This window comes from Paenibacillus sp. TY11, assembly GCF_059772165.1.
Map to the genome: position 1 here is coordinate 117,768 of NZ_JCBAIQ010000009.1, position 18,667 is coordinate 136,434.

12 protein-coding genes and 2 riboswitches are annotated in these 18,667 nt (G+C 46.8%); of the genes, 11 read left to right on the forward strand and 1 reads right to left on the reverse strand.

What is annotated here, in order from left to right; all coding sequences use genetic code 11:
- Positions 1–103 precede the first annotated feature (103 nt).
- Entirely contained in the window at positions 104–1,204 is a 1,101-nt protein-coding gene (gcvT, locus tag AC6EJC_RS12250) for a glycine cleavage system aminomethyltransferase GcvT (protein ID WP_444954188.1), read from the reverse strand.
- Positions 1,205–1,283: 79 nt separating this feature from the next.
- A riboswitch (glycine riboswitch) is annotated at positions 1,284–1,379 on the reverse strand.
- Positions 1,380–1,571, reverse strand: a riboswitch (glycine riboswitch). It lies immediately after the preceding riboswitch.
- 302 nt (positions 1,572–1,873) lie between these two features.
- Between gcvT and gcvH the strand changes: the two genes are divergently transcribed.
- The 11 genes from gcvH (at position 1,874) to AC6EJC_RS12305 (ending at position 18,648) form a co-directional block, all read left to right on the forward strand.
- A complete protein-coding gene (gene gcvH, locus AC6EJC_RS12255; RefSeq protein WP_444954189.1) occupies positions 1,874–2,272 on the forward strand; it encodes a glycine cleavage system protein GcvH in 399 nt (132 codons plus the stop codon).
- Between the two features lie 383 nt (positions 2,273–2,655).
- Positions 2,656–4,134 carry a PTS mannitol transporter subunit IIBC gene (locus AC6EJC_RS12260; protein ID WP_444954190.1) on the forward strand — a complete coding sequence of 493 codons (1,479 nt, stop codon included), beginning with the start codon at positions 2,656–2,658 and terminating at the stop codon, positions 4,132–4,134.
- An 81-nt stretch (positions 4,135–4,215) separates the two neighbouring features.
- A complete protein-coding gene (locus tag AC6EJC_RS12265; protein ID WP_444954191.1) occupies positions 4,216–6,294 on the forward strand; it encodes a BglG family transcription antiterminator in 2,079 nt (692 codons plus the stop codon).
- On the forward strand, positions 6,291–6,725 hold the full coding sequence (locus tag AC6EJC_RS12270; RefSeq protein ID WP_134903669.1) for a PTS mannitol transporter subunit IIA: 435 nt from the start codon (positions 6,291–6,293) through the stop codon (positions 6,723–6,725). Before AC6EJC_RS12265 ends, AC6EJC_RS12270 begins: the two co-directional genes overlap by 4 nt.
- On the forward strand, positions 6,722–7,867 hold the full coding sequence (locus tag AC6EJC_RS12275; protein WP_444954192.1) for a mannitol-1-phosphate 5-dehydrogenase: 1,146 nt from the start codon (positions 6,722–6,724) through the stop codon (positions 7,865–7,867). The genes AC6EJC_RS12270 and AC6EJC_RS12275 overlap by 4 nt, the downstream gene beginning before the upstream one ends.
- A gap of 213 nt (positions 7,868–8,080) precedes the next feature.
- Positions 8,081–10,234 carry a DUF454 family protein gene (locus AC6EJC_RS12280; RefSeq protein WP_444954193.1) on the forward strand — a complete coding sequence of 718 codons (2,154 nt, stop codon included), beginning with the start codon at positions 8,081–8,083 and terminating at the stop codon, positions 10,232–10,234.
- Entirely contained in the window at positions 10,227–11,882 is a 1,656-nt protein-coding gene (locus AC6EJC_RS12285) for an amino acid ABC transporter ATP-binding/permease protein (RefSeq protein WP_444954194.1), read from the forward strand. The genes AC6EJC_RS12280 and AC6EJC_RS12285 overlap by 8 nt, the downstream gene beginning before the upstream one ends.
- Positions 11,883–12,285: 403 nt before the next feature.
- Positions 12,286–14,826 carry a type I pullulanase gene (gene pulA / locus AC6EJC_RS12290; RefSeq protein ID WP_444954195.1) on the forward strand — a complete coding sequence of 847 codons (2,541 nt, stop codon included), beginning with the start codon at positions 12,286–12,288 and terminating at the stop codon, positions 14,824–14,826.
- A 231-nt stretch (positions 14,827–15,057) separates the two neighbouring features.
- Positions 15,058–15,699, forward strand: coding sequence for a 50S ribosomal protein L25 (locus AC6EJC_RS12295; RefSeq protein WP_061828704.1), 642 nt, complete (start codon positions 15,058–15,060; stop codon positions 15,697–15,699).
- 284 nt (positions 15,700–15,983) lie between these two features.
- Positions 15,984–17,480, forward strand: coding sequence for a methyl-accepting chemotaxis protein (locus tag AC6EJC_RS12300; RefSeq protein WP_103049353.1), 1,497 nt, complete (start codon positions 15,984–15,986; stop codon positions 17,478–17,480).
- Positions 17,481–17,661: 181 nt separating this feature from the next.
- Complete coding sequence (locus AC6EJC_RS12305; RefSeq protein ID WP_444954196.1) at positions 17,662–18,648, forward strand: S66 family peptidase; 987 nt, start codon at positions 17,662–17,664, stop codon at positions 18,646–18,648.
- The last annotated feature ends 19 nt before the right edge of the window (positions 18,649–18,667 follow it).

Consider the following 18,667-nt stretch of genomic DNA (forward strand, 5'->3'; position numbering starts at 1 on the left):
CAAAATTTAAAATCGTAAATTAGCTAATAAATAATCGTGAAATGGAAAATCCAGAAGTTCATATCTGACATGTTCGCTCTATAGAAATGAAGAGAGTTTAAGATTAGCGTGGGCGTTTATAAAAGGGTGCTGCCACCACCTCGGCACGCAGGCGTTTACCACGAATCTCAACCTCCAGCGGTGTGGATAGGGCGCTAAAACGACTGTCCACCAGAGCCAGACCCAGATTACGCTTCAAGGTGGGCGATTGGGTTCCCGTTGTGACCTCACCGATGTGTTGTCCTTCTGCGAATACCGGATAATGGGCGCGTGGGATACCGCGATCAATCATTTCCAGCCCGATCAACTTGCGAGGAATCCCTTGTTCTTTCTGGCGTTGCAGCGCTTCTCTGCCGATAAAATCTCCTTTATTTAGCTTGACGAAGAAACCTAGACCAGCTTCGAGTGGTGTAATCGTGGCAGATAACTCCTGTCCGTACAGCGGCAACCGCGCCTCAAAGCGCAGTGTATCCCGAGCACCAAGTCCAGCGGGAATCAGCCCATACGACTCACCGGAACGAAGCAAACCATCCCATACGGCTGGTGCTTCCGCAGCAGGTACATAAAATTCAAAACCGTCTTCGCCCGTATATCCGGTTCGTGAGACAAGCGCTTTTGCTCCGAACAATTGCACGTTCTCATGGAATCGGAAAGATGCCAGATTCGTAATATCCGTATCTGCCACGGCTGCGACAATACGTGCTGCTTCCGGTCCTTGCAACGCCAGCAATGCTATCGCATCAGACACATTCTCCATGTGAACGGATGCGGGTACATGACGAAGTAGCCAATCCCAATCCTTATCGATGTTGGAGGCGTTCACAACGAGCATGTAGCGCTCCGGGCCTTTGCAGTAAACAAGTAAGTCGTCTACTACACCTCCATCGGGGTAACACAGGAGCGAATATTGTGCCTGACCCGGTTCCAACTGGCTGACATCATTCGTGGTTACCCTTTGCAGAAAAGCTTCGGCCTCCTTGCCTTCAACCAAAAACTCGCCCATATGCGATACATCGAATAAACCCGCACGTTGCCGGACGGCCTCATGCTCCTTTTGAATCCCGCTAAACTGAACGGGGAGCTCCCAGCCGCCAAAGTCAATACAACGAACCCCAGGCCGCGTCCCGTAGGACGAATATAGTGGCGTTTTTCGCAAATTAGTCATTTTTCCACTCCTATCCGGTGTGATCGGCTAAACAAAAAAGACAGGCCGAAAAAAACGTATAGACGGCAGTCCATACTCTTTTTTCAGCTCTGTCCTTGATACCTGAAAGTTACCCCGGTGTGTACCAGGTTTCCCCTTGGGTGATCCGCTCCATAGCGAATGCTCTCCAGAGATGCGTCCGGCAGAGGTCCTTTTGCCTGAGAGATTCACCTGCAGTGCAGGTTTACTCCTTCGGCGCTACCTTTGGGATCAACGGTATGTTACCTGGTTTTGCAGATAACAACTTGATCCGATTCGCGTCCACCTATGTCTCACAATCGGCAACAGCTATGCGAATCTTTTTGGTAGTCTCTCCCTCCGCGTTCATCCGCGTATGTAGTTGTCGGGGTGTTTCCAAAAGCATTTGCTATAACCCATTAATACGCAAATTCATTCAAAATGTCAATAAAAATGTCATCAAAAACAATCGAAAAAACATTTAATATATAAATAAGGATATGTAAGCGTTTATTATAAGCTATCATATTTTTATATCGTACGCTTCATAAGGTGTTATGAAGTATTTTTGTTAGTATTATTGACATGGATGTTCTTGTTGTCATAATCTTAACCTGTCTAATACAGGTGAGCAAAAGCGATTTTATTCATATGAAAGTGAGGCGGAACAGGATGAGTGAAGTGAAACAGCAACTTTGGTATACGGACGAACATGAGTGGGTTCAGCGCACAGAGGATGGAACGGTGCGAATCGGTATTACAGACTTTGCACAGCATCAACTGGGTGATATTGTTTTTGTGGAATTACCTGGGGCGGGAGCAACGATTGAGCAGGGGGCGGAGATTGGTACGATTGAATCGGTGAAGACAGTATCCGACCTTTTCGCTCCGGTGACGGGAACCGTATTGAAAGTGAATGAAGCACTGGAAAGTACGCCTGAACTTGTGAATGAATCTCCCTATGAAAAAGGTTGGATGGTCGAAGTGGAGATCGGTAAAGATGTGGAGGAAGCATTGGGCAAGCTACTGTCTGCGGATCAGTACGAGCAGTTGATTTCCGATGAGCAATAATGGAGCAATGTAGTATGAAATAAGAGTGTCGTTTGTCCGCTCGATTTTTGTATAAAATAGTCGCTATGATATGTCATTGCGGCTATTTTTTTTTTGTCTTTTTGCAAGCGTAATTACGTGTTTTACTCTGGTTTAGAGGATTATCCCCGTATAAGAATTGTACAGATTACAGCATGCTTTTTCGACTAATTTCTATCGTTATAGGCCATATTAAGAGGAATTATGCAGGTACAATATCTTCCCGGTTATTTTAAATTTAAATGTTGTCATCAACGTTCATGACGAAAGTACGTTTTCATTTCGTTGATGAAGATAGCGTTTTCACTTAGTATGAATTTTAAGAAAAGGTAGTGATGCTATTTACCTACAAGGAGGAAATGAATATGAGCAAAGTGGACGCAAAGTCCAATTCAAACGGAGGCGCTCGCGTCGTTGTACAGCGTTTTGGCCGTTTTCTTAGCGGTATGGTTATGCCCAATATGGGGGCCTTTATCGCGTGGGGGTTGATCACGGCACTCTTTATTCCAACTGGATGGTTCCCGAACGAGGGTTTTGCACAACTGGTTGATCCGATGAAAAATTATTTGCTGCCGCTGCTGATTGGTTACACAGGTGGCACGATGATTCACGGACAGCGCGGAGGTGTGATCGGGGGCATTATGACGATGGGTGTCATTGTCGGGGCGGACATCCCGATGTTCCTGGGCGCGATGGTAGCTGGTCCGCTGGCTGCATGGATATTGAAGAAGTTCGACAAGGCTATTGAAGGCAAAGTCAGATCAGGTTTTGAAATGCTGGTCAATAATTTCTCGGCCGGGATTATCGGTGCCATTCTAGCACTGCTTGCCCATGTGGCGATCGGCCCGTTTGTACAAATTATCAGTCAAGTGTTGTCGGCAGGGGTACAGTTTCTCGTGAACGCAGGGTTGCTGCCGCTCGTAAACCTCATTATTGAGCCCGGTAAAGTATTATTTCTAAACAACGCATTGAACCACGGAGTATTGAGTCCGATTGCGCTGGAGGAAGCTGCAAGAACAGGCAAATCCGTTTTGTTCATGCTTGAATCCAACCCTGGGCCGGGGCTCGGTATTTTGCTGGCATACTGCCTGTTTGGCAAAGGCTCTGCGAAGTCGTCGGCTCCTGGCGCAGTAATCATTCACTTTTTCGGCGGGATTCATGAAATTTATTTCCCTTACATTTTGATGAAGCCGATTCTGATTCTCGCTGCTGTAGCAGGGGGTGTTGTGGGAACTTTCTGTTTCATGTTAACAGGTGCCGGACTGGTTGCTGCTCCTTCACCGGGCAGTATCATCGCTTATTTCCTGATGACGCCAAAAGGCGGATATTTGCCAATGCTGAGCGGTGTGATCGCTGCTGCGGTCGTATCCTTTGCTGTGGCTGCAGTATTACTCAAGACAGGTAAGCAAAAAGAAGAGGGGCTGGAGGAAGCCGCATCCCGCCTGAAAGATATGAAAAGTCAAAGCAAGAGTGCAAGTGCTAACGCCACTGTAACAGAAGATAACCGCGAATCTGATCGTGCTGCCGAAATTGCCGCAGATCGAACGCTCAAGGATAAATCCGAAGTAAACAAGATCGTCTTTTCCTGTGATGCAGGTATGGGTTCAAGCGCTATGGGCGCCTCGATTTTACGAAAAAAAATGAAGCAGGCGGGTGTGGACGTTACGGTAACGAACACAGCAATCAGTGAAATTCCACAGGATGCGGATATTGTTATTACGCAAAAAACGTTGACAGACCGGGCTAAAACGGTAGCCCCGAATGCTGAACACATTTCCATTGACAATTTTCTGAAGAGTCCTGAATACGAAGCGCTGGTTGAACGTCTGAAATCCGATTCTTAATCCCCGTAGTAGTCAGGACGCCTGTGTGCAGTTTGTGTTTCCTGCTGAAGGGATGAGCTTGGGAAGGAACGGTATGCGCTTATGAATATTACGAAACGACAACGTGACATCGTGGAATATCTTCTGGAGCAGTCCAAAGAGGTTACAGCCGGGGAAATTGCCACGAAGATCAATGTCAGCACAAGGACAGTCCACCGGGAACTCACCGCAGTCGAGTATTGGCTGGCGGCTCATGAAGTAAAGCTGGAGAAAAAGTCAGGGATCGGTATCTATGTGGATGCTGACCCGGCTCAGCTTGTATATCTGCGGAAGCAATTGATGCATACAAAGTCGGACGAATATTCGGCTGAGGAGAGAAAGATCGTGGTTCTCTGCATGCTTCTGGATACACAGGAGCCGATCAAGCTACAGGCGTTGGCTTCAGATTTGAAAGTCACGGTAACTACGGTCAGTCATGATCTGGACGAATTGGAAGGTTGGATCGGTGAACGGGGACTCGTGCTTGTGCGCAGACGGGGGTACGGCGTCGAGATTACAGGGCGGGAGATAGACAAGAGACGAGCGATATCCGAGCTGGCTCTCGAATATTTGGATGAATCAGATCTGTTCTCCAGCCGGGAAGAGCTTCGTCCTGTGACCCGTGTCGCCGACAAGTTGCTGGAGATGATTGGCAGAGAGAACCTGCTGACCGTGGAAAAAGCCCTCTGGCAGCCCCATGAGAAATGGCTGGAAAACATGGTGGAAAGCAAATATATGGAGCTGCTGATTCAAATTTGCGTTTCGCTGGCACGTCTGCGACTCGGGTACGTTGTGGATCATCTTCTCTCGTATTTAAAAACAGATTCGGATGAGAATATCATGCTGCGCACAGCTATGGTGGATCGCATATGCACGGAGTTGTCAGAGGCGCTGAATATTGAATTTCCAGAGCCGGAACGATCTTATTTCAGACTGTTATTTCGTGATGCCGAGGATCACTCCACCCGGCTGCTGCCGTTGGATGATCTCGTACTGTTGGAGTCGGTTTGCGAGTTGATTCGTCGTGTGGGGGAAGAGACAGGCACGCCATTGGAAGAGGACCGTGTTCTGCGTGAAGGACTGATTGCCCATATGGCTCCGGTACTCAAACGTTTGAAGGAAGGCAGGTCGATCCGTAACCCGCTCCTTCAGCAAATCCGCAAGGATTACAGCAGCTTGTTCGACTCGGTGAAAAAGGCTGCGGCAGACATGACAGAAATGAAAGTGCCTGATGAAGAGATCGGATTTCTTGTCATGCATTTCGGCGCTTCGCTGGAGCGGCTGCGACAATTGCGGCGGGAGGTGCGAGCCATCGTAGTCTGCACGAGCGGCATTGGATCATCCAGACTTCTAGCAACAAGGCTCGCCAAAGAGCTGCCACAGATCAAAATTGTGGATAGGGCCTCATGGTACGAGGCGGCGCGGATTCCCAAGGAGGATTATGATCTGATCATTTCGACAGTGGAACTGCCGCTTGAACCGGATCGGTATCTCAAGATCAGCCCGCTGCTGACGCAGGAGGAGAGTGAACGCCTGCGCCATTTCATTCAGCATATTACACTCAATCATCCTAATGATCATCAGCAGGAACAGACCGTTCAGCCCGGCCAGGGCATGGAGTGGCTTACCGGGTTGCGGAAAAGTCTCGAGGAAATTGTACACATTGTACAGCAATTTCAAGTATATCCGCTGGAAAATCAGGGGATGGATATGCGGGCTACCGTAGAGGCTATATGCATGTTGGAGGCGGGGCGTGGGAATGTCACAGAGCCTTCTGCTGTTGCTGCACAACTCATGGAAAGAGAGCGTCAAGGTAGTCAGGTGATCTCTGATACCTCCATTGCTTTAGTTCATACGCGCAGCCACTATATTCGCGGACCTTCGCTTACCTTGTATAGGCTGGCAGAGCCGTTGCTGGCGAATGCAGACGAACAGGTAGAATGCGTGCTGCTGATGTTGGGACCTCGTGAGCTGCCGAGAGAAAGCTTGGAGGTATTGAGCGAGATTAGTGCATTACTCTTGCAGGAAGACATGGTTACGCTACTGGAACACGGTAGCAGGGATCATATTGTCAACTATATATCGAGTGAGCTGGCTGAATTTTTCCACAGTAAATTAGGGACAGGGAGGAACCTACCGTGAGTATTATGACGATAGACAAAGTAAAAATGAACGCAACCGCTAAAGACAAATATGAGGCGATTCGTATGGCTGGACAAATCCTGCTGGATGCAGGACATATTTCAAGTGAGTACATTGACAAGATGCTGGAACGCGAGGAGATCGTGTCCACCTATATCGGGAACGGGCTGGCTATTCCACATGGCACCAAGGAATCCAAGATGCTTATTCAATCCACAGGCATCTCCATCGTTCAGTTTCCGCAAGGCATAGATTTTGGGGAAGAAAAAGCATACATGGTAATCGGCATTGCAGCACAAGGCGGCGATCATATGGAGATTTTGACGAGTATCGCTGTGGTGTGTGCGGAGGAAGAAAATATGGATAAACTTCGCAACGCGGTGACCCCACAGGAAATTATAGATCTGTTCGAAAGTGAGCTGGAGCTATGAGAGCCGTCCACTTTGGAGCAGGAAATATCGGTCGCGGCTTTATCGGATTGATTCTGTCGCGTGCAGGCTATGAGGTTGTCTTTTCAGATGTCAACGACACCCTTGTATCCGAGTTACGTCGTCGTAAACAATACACCGTTGAGTTAGCCAATGATACAAAGGATACGGAGCTGGTCACGAATGTAACGGCGATTGACGGCAAGGATGCAGCGGCTGTAGCCGATGCGGTAGACCACGCTGATCTGGTAACGACCGCAGTAGGGGTCAGCATCCTCAAGCACATAGCAGCAGGCATTGCGGAGGGAATCAAGCGGCGGGTAGAGCGAGGAGCAAGGCCGCTGCATGTGATTGCCTGTGAAAATGCAATCGGAGGCAGCGCCCAACTGAAAGAGCATGTTTTTGCCCTATTGGATGAGGCGACCCGTGCCAAGGCCGAGGTTTCGGTGTATTTTCCAAATGCTGCTGTAGACCGGATTGTGCCGATCCAGCACCACGAGGACCCGTTGCATGTGCAGGTAGAGCCTTTTTACGAGTGGGTTGTGGATCGTTCGCAAATGGCACCTGAGCATGAAGAAATCGAAGGTATCCTGTACGTGCAGGATCTAGAGCCTTACATTGAACGAAAGCTGTTCACGGTGAATACGGGGCATTGCGTGGCGGCCTATCTTGGTTATACCGCAGGTTATGCTACGATTCAGGAGGCCATGAAGGATAACAAGGTGGTGGATTCGATACAAGGGGCACTGGAGGAAACAGGAGCGGTGCTTGTGAAGCGCTTCGGTTTGGATCAAGGGGAGCATAAGAAGTACATCTCTAAAATTTTGGATCGCTTCCGTAATCCTAATCTGACAGACGAGGTTACCCGGGTCGGACGTTCACCGTTGCGCAAGCTGTCTCCCAATGACCGTCTTGTACGTCCCGCGCTGCAAGCGCAGGAGTATGGCATCCCGACGGATCATCTGGCGTTAGGAATGGCAGCTGCCTGTAAATTTGATATTACGGAAGACCCCGAGGCAGTCGAGCTTCAGCAGGTGATCCGCAGCGAAGGACTGGGTGTGGCGCTGACGCGTTATACATCCATACCCGCAGATCACCCGTTGCATCGGCAGGTATTGGAGCAATATGATATTATAAGTTCATAAAACAACGAAATGTCGCGCACTATTTTCGATAATCCTCTTGAAGACAAAATCTCTACATCAACACTAAAGTGTTCTGTAGAGATGTGCTTCAAGAGGATTTTTATATGCGTGATTTACATCACATAACAACCTGCCTAAATTGTTTATATTGATAATGATTATCATTATCTATAATACGGAATCATTATTATATCTATTTAGGAGAGGATTACAGTGAAACTGATCTATATTACCTTAGGGTTTCTATTTTTGGCGCTTGGAGTGATTGGCGTAGTGATACCATTGCTGCCCACTACACCGTTTCTGCTGCTGGCGACCTTTTTCTTTATGCGGGGATCCGAAAGGATTCACCAGTGGTTTTCGAATACCTCTTTGTACCATAAGTATCTGGAGAGTTTTGTTCAAACAAGGTCGTTGAAGTTATCTACGAAAATCGCGACATTGGGCTTAGCGTCAGCTATGTTGATTACAGGTTTTATTTTCACTCCTAATGTATGGGGCAAAACGCTCATCGTCTTGGTCATCCTTTTTAAATATTATTACTTTATATTCCGAATCGGAACAGTGAGAGACGCTGCAGCGGAAATAACGCCTTCCTCTTCATCTGCCATTACACCGAAAAAAAGGTCTAAAATGGTCGACAACCGTCTGCTCGGTCTAGTAGAACATTCTCGAAAATATATCGTATTGGGTGTGCTTGTGCAGTGGATCGGTCTTTTAGGGAGTATAGCCGCTGTTTTGTCTATGGCCTTTGTTATGCAACAGGCATGGGAAGGACAAGTGACTCGCAAGCTGATTCTATCTATGACGGTTATTGTCATTGCTGCCATTGCAGTTCGTTGCCTGAGCAATTATGCATCCAGTATGCTGTCCTATCGGGCTTCGGTAAATGCTAAAAAAACGCTGCGTTCGCAAATTTACGGCAAGTTGCTGAAGATAGGGCCAGCATATACAGATCATACCTCCACCTCGGGGGTTATTCAGGTTGCTGTAGAAGGGGTGGAGCAGCTTGAAACCTATTTCGGCAGATACATGCCTCAGCTATTTTACAGTCTGCTTGCACCCCTAACGTTGTTCATCACCCTCTCTTTTGTCAGCTTCAAAGCGGCCATTATTCTATTGATCTGCGTTCCCTTAATTCCAGTGTCGATCATTGTCATTATGAGGATGGCTAAAAAGCTGTTTCGGAAATATTGGGGCAGTTACGTCAATCTGGGTCACAGCTTTTTGGAAAATGTACAAGGTCTGACTACGCTCAAAATGTACGGGACAGACCAGGATAAACATCAGGAAATGAACACGGCGGCTGAGGATTTTCGCAAAATGACGATGAAAGTGCTGACTATGCAGCTTAACTCCGTTGCCGTCATGGATCTTATCGCATTTGGTGGTGCCGCTGCGGGTGTGCTGGTCGCGGTAAGCGAATATTCTTCGGGCCATATTGGCTTGGCAGGAGCGATCATCATTGTTTTGCTGTCGGCAGAGTTTTTCATTCCGCTGCGTCTGTTGGGTTCTTACTTTCATATCGCCATGAACGGAATGGCAGCAAGCGACAAAATATTTCAAATGTTGAGTACAGAGGACCTTATACAAGGACAAGAAAGCATAGAAACCACAGATATTCGACTGGAACAGGTGAGTTTCGCCTACGACGAAAGGGATACCTTACGAAATATAACCATGGATATTCCCAAAGGCAGTTTTGTTTCAATTGTTGGAGAATCAGGCTCTGGTAAAAGTACGGTAGCCGGATTGATCGTTGGGCATCACGAGGGTTATCAAGGAAGCCTGACGATTGGAGGAACCGAGGTTACCGCCATTTCGGAAGAAAGCCGCATGCGTCACATGACCTGGATCGGTTTTAACAGCTACATTTTTAAAGGTACAGTGGAAGCAAATTTAAAAATGGGCAATGAGCACGCGGATGAGCAACAAATGCTCGAAGCTTTGCGACAAGTGAAGCTGTATGATTTCATTCTCTCAGAAGGAGGACTGGAAGCAGAACTGGAGGAGCAGGGAGCGAATCTGTCAGGAGGGCAGCGCCAACGGCTAGCACTGGCCAGAGCGTTGCTGCACGATAGTCGTGTGTACATTTTTGACGAGGCTACCTCTAACATAGACAGTGAGAGTGAGGAAGGCATTATGGAGGTTATACATGCGCTGGCAGGTCAAAAAACAGTGATTCTCATCTCTCACAGACTGGAAAACGTGGTCCAATCCGACCGTATTTATGTGCTGCAAAACGGTTTGGTGGCAGAATCCGGAACGCATCATGAGCTGTTGAGCCAGCAGGGACATTATGCGGAGATGTATCTCAGTCAACACCGAATAGAGCAGTTTGCAAAAGGGGGGGCTGTATATGCGTAGACACGGATTACGGATCATGGGCCAATTATTGGTATTAGCGGGACCTCTTTTACCTGTGCTGCTCATAACGATTGTTACAGGAGTGCTTGGTTTTGTATGTGCTATCGGCATTATAGTTTATGGAGCCCTTGCTCTGCTTACAGCAACAGGCATCACGACAGACTACACCATGTCGTTTTTGCTGACAGTGATCGTGGTGTGTGCCGTATTGCGCGGCGTATTCCGTTATGGCGAGCAAATGAGTGGTCATTACCTCGCTTTCAAGCTGCTGGCTGTGCTGCGTGACAAGGTGCTTCATGCCCTGCGCAGACTGGCTCCAGCCAAACTTGAAGGCAAGGACAAGGGGAATCTGATTTCGCTCATTACGAGTGATATTGAGCTGCTGGAAGTTTTTTATGCGCATACGATAGCGCCTGTTATGATCGGTATCATCACTTCAATGCTAATGGTGTTATTTATTGGTTTTTATGAGCCTCTGCTAGGCTGGCTCGCTGCGCTTGCTTACATAACTGTCGGTTTATTTATTCCCTTACTCACGTCGCGTATGGGCAAGCGTCAGGGGATGGAATACCGAAGCAGCTTTGGCAAGCTGAGCAGTTATTTTTTGGACAGCCTACGGGGTATGAAGGAAATTGTGCAATATGGGCAAGGAGAACAACGATTGAATGAGATTAACCGTCGCACGGATCAATTGGATGCCAAGCAGAAGGACTTGAAACATCATGAAGGCATCACAAGAGCAATCACAGATGCGGCTGTAGTCGGATTTTCATTCTTGATGCTGCTGGCTGGATTGTACGGTATGACTAAAGGTCAGGTCGACTTTACAGGTATGCTGATTTCTGTCATTGCTCTGTTTAGTTCATTTGGTCCGGTGGTCGCGCTGAGCAATTTGTCCAACAATTTGCTTCAAACGCTGGCGAGCGGGGAACGAGTGCTAAGTCTACTGGAGGAAACCCCGGAGATAGAGGAAAATATCGAAGGAATGAGCGTTGCCTTTACTGGAGCACGGGTAGACAAGGTGACTTTTGCATACGATGGTCAAACGGTGCTGAATGATGTAAGTCTCACGATACCGCATAAGCGGATTATAGGCATTCAGGGTAAAAGCGGCTCTGGCAAGTCTACGCTGCTGAAGTTGCTGATGCGATTCAGGGACCCGCAACAAGGTGGAATTTTGCTATCTGGACACGATTTAAAGGAAATTGGAACCCGACATTTGAGAGGCTTACAGAGCTACGTCGACCAGCATACGTTCCTGTTTGATGATTCAATTGCAGCTAATATCAAAATCGGAAAGCCTGATGCTACACATGAGCAGGTTGTGGAAGCAGCCCGCAAGGCATCAGTGCACGAATTTATTATGACATTGCCTCAAGGATATGAGAGCCGAGTCGGAGAATTGGGGGACAGGCTGTCTGGTGGAGAACGTCAGAGGTTGGGGCTGGCCAGAGCCTTTGTCCATGATGCGCCTCTCTTACTGCTCGACGAACCAACCAGCAATTTGGATAGCCTGAACGAAGCGATTATTTTAAAATCGTTAAAGGAACAGCAGCAAGATAAAACGATTATTCTTGTTTCGCATCGAAGCTCTACCATGCGGATTGCTGACGATATTTTTCAAATGGATAACCGTCGACTGTCCTGACTTTTCTAACGTACTTTTTTAGCGTACTTTTTTGCGTATAGGTGATGAAATCCAGGAAATTATTGTTATACCTTGAGGGCAAAAGCTGTAGCCTGTTCATGGTTTTGTCATAAAATGGAGTGTGCGTTGAAATGGAAGCGTCATCCTTATTTAAATCATCCAGCTTTTCAAGCTTGTCTTATTTTGATAGCCTATTAGGTGAGGATTTTGCAAAAATCCACAAAGCGACGTGTAATCTGCAATATATAGATTAAGATGGTTTTATTCCTCTATATATTGTATCTTGGAGCGACTGGAATCGAATTTTGCAAAATCCTGAGGTATATTGACAAGTCATAAACATCATAAATGATGGATGAACAGAGGCTGTAAGCCGATGTACAGAAATGGGTGGTGAACAGGAATGTCTGATTTCAATCAGCTCAAGGAGCTTGAGCACACAACATATCCCATATATGAAGGTTATGATTTGGGTCTTACTTATACGCCTGAGGGCAGCAAGTTTAAGGTATGGGCACCGACTGCGCAGCAGGTCCATATAGCGTTGTATAACGACGCGGGGGTGTACGATCAGGAAGGGATCGTTCAGGAGCACGGCGGTGGTCAGGAATTTCTCATGAGCCGTGATGATCAAGGTGTATGGTCTGTAGAGTTGGAAGGCGACTGGAACAGATATTATTACATGTACAGGCTGGAGTGGGCGGACAACACCATTCATTATGCTGCCGATCCATATGCCACAGCGGTATCAGCCAACGGGCAGCGTACGGCTATCATTGATTTGGCTCAAACCAACCCGGACGGATGGGAATTGGATGCGGGACCTACACTTGAGCGGGCGACGGATGCCATTATATATGAGCTTCATGTGCGTGATTTTTCGATGGATCCCCATTTTAATACGGGTGAAAAAGACTTATCTGCCGCTCAGGGGCGGTTTGCAGCCTTTACGTATACGGGATTGAAGGATACCCTGGGTAACAGCATCGGGCTGGATCATTTGCTGGAGCTCGGCATTACACATGTTCATTTGCTTCCAGTGGCTGACTTTCATACGGTGAATGACTTTGCGGAATTCGAAACTGGATATAACTGGGGATATGATCCCCAGCATTATAATGTGCCGGAGGGGTCTTATTCTTCCAATCCGGCTGACCCGGAGACGCGTATACGAGAGCTGAAACTACTGGTACAGACTTTGCATACTGCCGGCATCGGTGTCATTATGGACGTCGTATACAACCATACTTTTTCGGTGGAACAGGGGCCCTTTGAGCCTGTTGTACCTGGATATTATTACCGCACGGATGAGCAAGGGCAGCTCACCAACGGATCAGGTGTAGGTAATGAGGTGGCAACCGAACGTCCGATGGTGCGCAAGTATATCAAGGATTCACTACGCTATTGGGCAGAGGAATATCATATAGACGGCTTTCGATTTGATCTGATGGGGCTGATTGATACACCGACCGTAGAGCAGCTTACCCAGGAGCTTCGCTCTGAAGTGCGTCCCGATCTGCTGATCTATGGTGAGCCTTGGACGGGAGGAGAATCTCCGCAACCCTTGCTTACGCTAAAAGGAACGCAACGTGACAAAGGCTTTGCCGTTTTTAATGACAACTACCGTTCTGCTATTAAGGGGGATAGCGACGGTACTGGGAGCGGGTTTGCCACGGGGGCAGAACATCAGGAGGAACAGGTGCTCAAAGGTGCTTTTGGGGCTATTCATGATTTCACAGCTCAGCCATCGGAGACCGTCAATTATGTAACTGCCCACGATAATCTCAATCTGTGGGATAAAATTTTGACGGTAAGACATTTGCGGGAGCACTGTCGTTTTCCACAATGGGAGCAGGGGAAGCCACAGGATGGGAGGACACCTGAACAAGCTGTTGCCGAAGCAGACCCGTATTGGGAACTGGATGAAGATAACTTGCTAGAGAACGAAACCGTACGCAAGTCCCTGTTGGCTAACGGTATGGTGCTCACATCGCAAGGCATCCCTTTTATTCATGCAGGGGATGAACTGCTGCGCTCCAAATATGGAGACCATAATAGCTACCGAAGCTCAGATGTGGTGAATGCCATCCATTGGGATAACAAGGCGAGGTTTCGCCCAGTGTTTGATTACTACCAAGGCTTAATTGCTTTGCGGCGCAACCACCCGGCATTCCGAATGGACCATCGTGAGCTGGTGGAGCAGCATATGGAAGTGCTGCAAAGCAGTGGGCATGTGGTCGCTTTTGCTTTGAGGCACCACGCTAACGGCGATGCCTGGAATCATATTGTGGTGATTTATAACGGCTCGGATGTAGAGCAAACGATATTATTGCCTGCGGAATCGGATCGTTGGCATGTGGTCGTGGACGCACACGGGGCTGGTAATGAGACACGGTATGAAGTCGTAGGCCATCGTGTAACCGTATCACGCTGGTCGATGATGGTGTTATATGATCAGGAAGAACCTGCGCGAGTCTCTTTTGTGACTGAACAAGATCAGGCTAATCGTCAGGCGGAGAACGAATTGGAAGACTCGGATGAGGGAACAGATCAAGAAATTGCAGGTACAGCCATGGCGTTGACAGATGTCCAGCTTGGAAAAGGAAAAGATAGTGAAGTCGCTCCATTTCGCACGATTGAGCTGATCTACGAGCGTGCAGATCGGCAATACACTGGCTGGAACGTATGGGTATGGGGAACTGGGCACCGCGACGGACATGTCGAATTTCGTGATTTGGATGACGGTCGTGCAATAGCGCGTATTCAGGTGGCTCCTGATATACAGCGAATTGGCTACATTGTCCGGCTTAATCACTGGGATGCCAAGGATGTTGAGGCAGATCGCTATATTGATATAGACCTGAACCAGTCTGTGATGCAGGTATTGATTCATAGTGGCAGAGAAGAATATTTGCTACTGGTAAATGATAATCGGGCCGGATAGACTTGTATGCTTGGTCGCTATATATACGAAAGTAGCATTTTTCGATTATTTCGAGAAATGCTATTTTTTTATGTAAATGTGTGTCAGTTTCAGAAAAAAGGGGTAAAATAGAATTATAGACTTGTTTAGTTTTGCCAGCTTGCTGGCTTATATCCTGTAGTACGACTGGTAAACAGGCAAGATTCTTGGAGGAAAATCATTTGTAAGGTAACCTGAAGGAGGTTGTATATCATGAGTTCTAATGGAGGAAGTATTCAACTGACCGCCCAGCCGAGAACAGAGAAGAAGGGTTCGGCTATTCGTGAATTGAGGTTAAAAGGACGGATTCCAGCTGTGGTTTACGGCTCTGAGCTTGAAGGAACCCCTGTACATGTCGATGCCAAGGAATTTAATAAAGTAGTCAAAACCGGACGTTCAGAGGTGTTTAACCTCACTGTAGAGGGTGGAGAAACCATTCCGGTTATTATTAAAGATTATCAACAGCGTGACAACCAATGGCTGCATGCCGATTTTTTGAAAATTGCCAAAAACAAACCGCTTCGCGTGCGTGTTTCTATTGATTATCAGGGTACACCTGTAGGTACAAAAACAGGCGGTATTCTGCAAGTTCAGGAAACGGAAGTTGAAGTCGAAGGTCTTCCTGCTGATTTACCATCTACCATTGAGGTGGATGTATCCGCACTGGATGTTGGCGACAAGCTGAGCGCTAGCGACTTGAAGCTCCCTAAAGGAGTAACACTGCACGTCCCTGAAGAAGAACTGCTTGCTTCTATTATCGTTCCGCGTGCAGTTGAAGTAGAAAATGCTGCTGTGGAAGGTGATGCAGCGGCAACTGAAGGCACTGAAGAGGCTTCCGAAAACAAGGAATCCTAATGTTTTCAGTTGGTTTATGAATCTTTTTCAATTGCAGAAGATCATCAAAAAGGTATTCAAAATCGCTCCCTGCTAGGGGGCGATTTTTTGCATTCATTTATTTACACTTACATACTCTTTCTCTTTAAAAAGTTGTCCTGTTGTGATTTGGTGTTTAAAAGGGAATGTGGTGTTTGTACGATTTTCATTCAATACGCGTTCTGATATGACGATATATATAGTATGGTATTTACATTTTTATTTTATAAATACCTAATATATATCTAAGGAGCGCGTACACAATCATGGACAGAACGAATGAATTGTTGTGGCAAAGAAACAAATTGGTGATCATTATTTTTTGGATTATGACCTTGAGCAGCACCATCCCGGCATTATCTAATCCATCGGTGTGGGTGTCTAGTGGTGTAGGATTTGTAGTCGCCGCAGTTTTGACGATTCTGAATATGAAAAAGAAAGGAATCCGCCTTATTCCTTGGATTATTACGTTATATAGCGTATTAATATGTATATTTGTGAACTTATCTAGCGTGGAGGCAGTGACTACGATCTTTATTTGCTCATTGTTGTTGCTCTACCCATCTTACCGATACTTTTTGATAGCAATGGTCTTAAATCTGTGTAATATTTTTATACAAATTACCATCGGTACGCCAGCAACTCCCCCGGCTACCGGTCCTTTGCGTTATGTGCACGAGTTTATTATTGTTTTACTGATTGGTTTGCTATTGTTAGTGGTATCGGTGTTAAATCAAAAGCAGTTTAAGAAAACGGAAGAGCAAAATAAAGATATGGATGCCACAAGGCAACGTATTGAATTTTTGTTTGAACAAGTGAGACAGGCTGTAGCTGGATTGCATAGCTTCACAGAACGATTCAGGAATCAAGTGGATGCTACGGGCAGCGTGACGAATGAAGTCGCCATCGGGTTTCAGGAGGTTGCCAAAGGGGTAGAAATGCAAGCTTCGAATATCACTGAGGTAACGGATAACTTGGCTCAGTCTGACCAGCACGTGCGCGAGGTTGCCGATCATTCCCGAGAATTGAAGCAGCTCTCCGAAGATACGAAAAGTGCCGGGAGCAGAGGGAGCAATCAACTGCTTGCATTAACGTCTCAAATTAAGGATTTGGGTCTGGTTATGAGTCGTACCAAAGAAGAGTTGGACGAGTTTAAAACACAAAGTGATAATATGTCTGCCATGCTCAAAGATATTACTCAAATCTCGAAACAAACTAATTTGCTGTCCTTGAATGCATCCATTGAGGCCGCCAGAGCGGGAGAGCATGGAAAAGGATTTGCCATCGTGGCTGGCGAAGTGCGTAATTTGGCTGAAATGGTAGGGAATACCTCGGTGGCAATGGAAGGTATTTTGACCCAACTGAGAACTCAGATGGATTCTGTCGTAAGCCAATTTGACATGGGACAGCAAAGACTACAGCAGAGTATGGAATCGGCCCATTCGACCGAAATTGTACTGGAGGATATCCTGCAAAATGCCAATAAAGTGCTGCTGCAGGCCGTGGAGGTGGAAGCCAGTACGAATAGTATGCAGCAATTCTCATCTCAGGTCGTTCAAGAGATGGAGGAGTTTTCAAGCGTTACAGAACAAGCGAGTGCAGCGTCAGAGCAAATTTTGGCTGGAGTAGAGGAGCAACGAAATATAACCTCCAATATGGTGACCGGGTTTAATGAGCTGGAGACGTTGATTATCCAGTTAAAAGAACTGGTACATGATCAGAAGGAGGACAACATTCCTACCGAAATCAGCAAAAGCAAATAACTGAAATGCTTCATTAGCGGACTAGAGATCCGGGGATTATCGCTATCAAGCGGTACTCTCCGGTTTTTTACTGCGTTTGAAGAAGGGAGATGAAGAGGGGATTTCTAGAAGCTATAATTAGATGGAAGTTGATGGTATAATTTGTGGCAGTTTAAATGCTTTGTGACTAAGGGGGATGACCATGATCATAGGAAAGCAAGCACCCAAATTAAAAGCTGGAGACGAGATACGCATTCTTTCGCCGTCCAGAAGCTTGTCTATCGTTTCTGAGGAAAATCGTTTGATTGCCAAACAAAGACTGGAAGAGATTGGGTTTAAAGTGAGCTTTTCGCAACATGTGCTGGAAAGTGATGATTTTACATCTTCCTCGATAGAGTTCAGAGTCGCAGACTTGCACGAAGCTTTTGTCGATCCAAAGGTAAAGGGCATTCTGACTTCAATTGGGGGCTATAATGCCAATCAGCTCCTTGCCCATCTTGACTATGAACTGATTGGAGCTCATCCTAAACGATTATGTGGTTATTCGGATATAACAGCGTTAAGCCACGCGATTTATGCCAAAACGGGACTTATTACGTATGCAGGACCTCATTTTTTGACGTTTGCCATGTTGCGAGGAAATGATTATACGACGGCGTATTTTCAAAGGTTGATGTTGGAAGAAGGCAGCATTCAAATCGAGTCTTCGTCGGAGTGGAGTGACGATACCTGGTATCTAGATCAGGATCAAAGAAGCTTTCACCGCAATGCGGGTCCGTATGCGATTCATGAAGGGGAAGCAGCGGGTACGATTGTGGGCGGAAACTTGTGTACCCTAAATTTGTTGCAGGGAACTCCGTATATGCCGAGTCTGGAAGGAAGCATTCTATTTGTTGAGGATGATTATGAAAGCTCTCCTGCAACATTTGATCGGGATTTGCAATCACTGTTGCACCAGCCTGGATTTGATCAAGTTAAGGGGATCATCATAGGACGATTTCAGCAGGCGTCGCATATGACAGAAGCATTGCTGCGGCAAATCATTAGCTCGAAAAGGGAATTGACCTCCATCCCAGTGATTGCAGATGCTGATTTTGGTCATACCACGCCGCAGTTTACATATCCAATTGGCGGGAAGGCTAGCATCCGTGCCCGTGATGGCAGGGTGAGTATTGAAATATGTGAATAATTAACATAACCTATGTAGG

Coding starts and splice junctions, on each gene's coding strand:
- AC6EJC_RS12275 (WP_444954192.1), top strand. CDS start 6,722: ATGAGAGCCGTCCACTTTGGAGCAGGAAATATCGGTCGCGGCTTTATC.
- AC6EJC_RS12300 (WP_103049353.1), top strand. CDS start 15,984: ATGGACAGAACGAATGAATTGTTGTGGCAAAGAAACAAATTGGTGATC.
- AC6EJC_RS12295 (WP_061828704.1), top strand. CDS start 15,058: ATGAGTTCTAATGGAGGAAGTATTCAACTGACCGCCCAGCCGAGAACA.
- gcvT (WP_444954188.1), bottom strand. CDS start 1,204: ATGACTAATTTGCGAAAAACGCCACTATATTCGTCCTACGGGACGCGG.
- AC6EJC_RS12305 (WP_444954196.1), top strand. CDS start 17,662: ATGATCATAGGAAAGCAAGCACCCAAATTAAAAGCTGGAGACGAGATA.
- gcvH (WP_444954189.1), top strand. CDS start 1,874: ATGAGTGAAGTGAAACAGCAACTTTGGTATACGGACGAACATGAGTGG.
- AC6EJC_RS12260 (WP_444954190.1), top strand. CDS start 2,656: ATGAGCAAAGTGGACGCAAAGTCCAATTCAAACGGAGGCGCTCGCGTC.
- AC6EJC_RS12265 (WP_444954191.1), top strand. CDS start 4,216: ATGAATATTACGAAACGACAACGTGACATCGTGGAATATCTTCTGGAG.
- pulA (WP_444954195.1), top strand. CDS start 12,286: ATGTCTGATTTCAATCAGCTCAAGGAGCTTGAGCACACAACATATCCC.
- AC6EJC_RS12285 (WP_444954194.1), top strand. CDS start 10,227: ATGCGTAGACACGGATTACGGATCATGGGCCAATTATTGGTATTAGCG.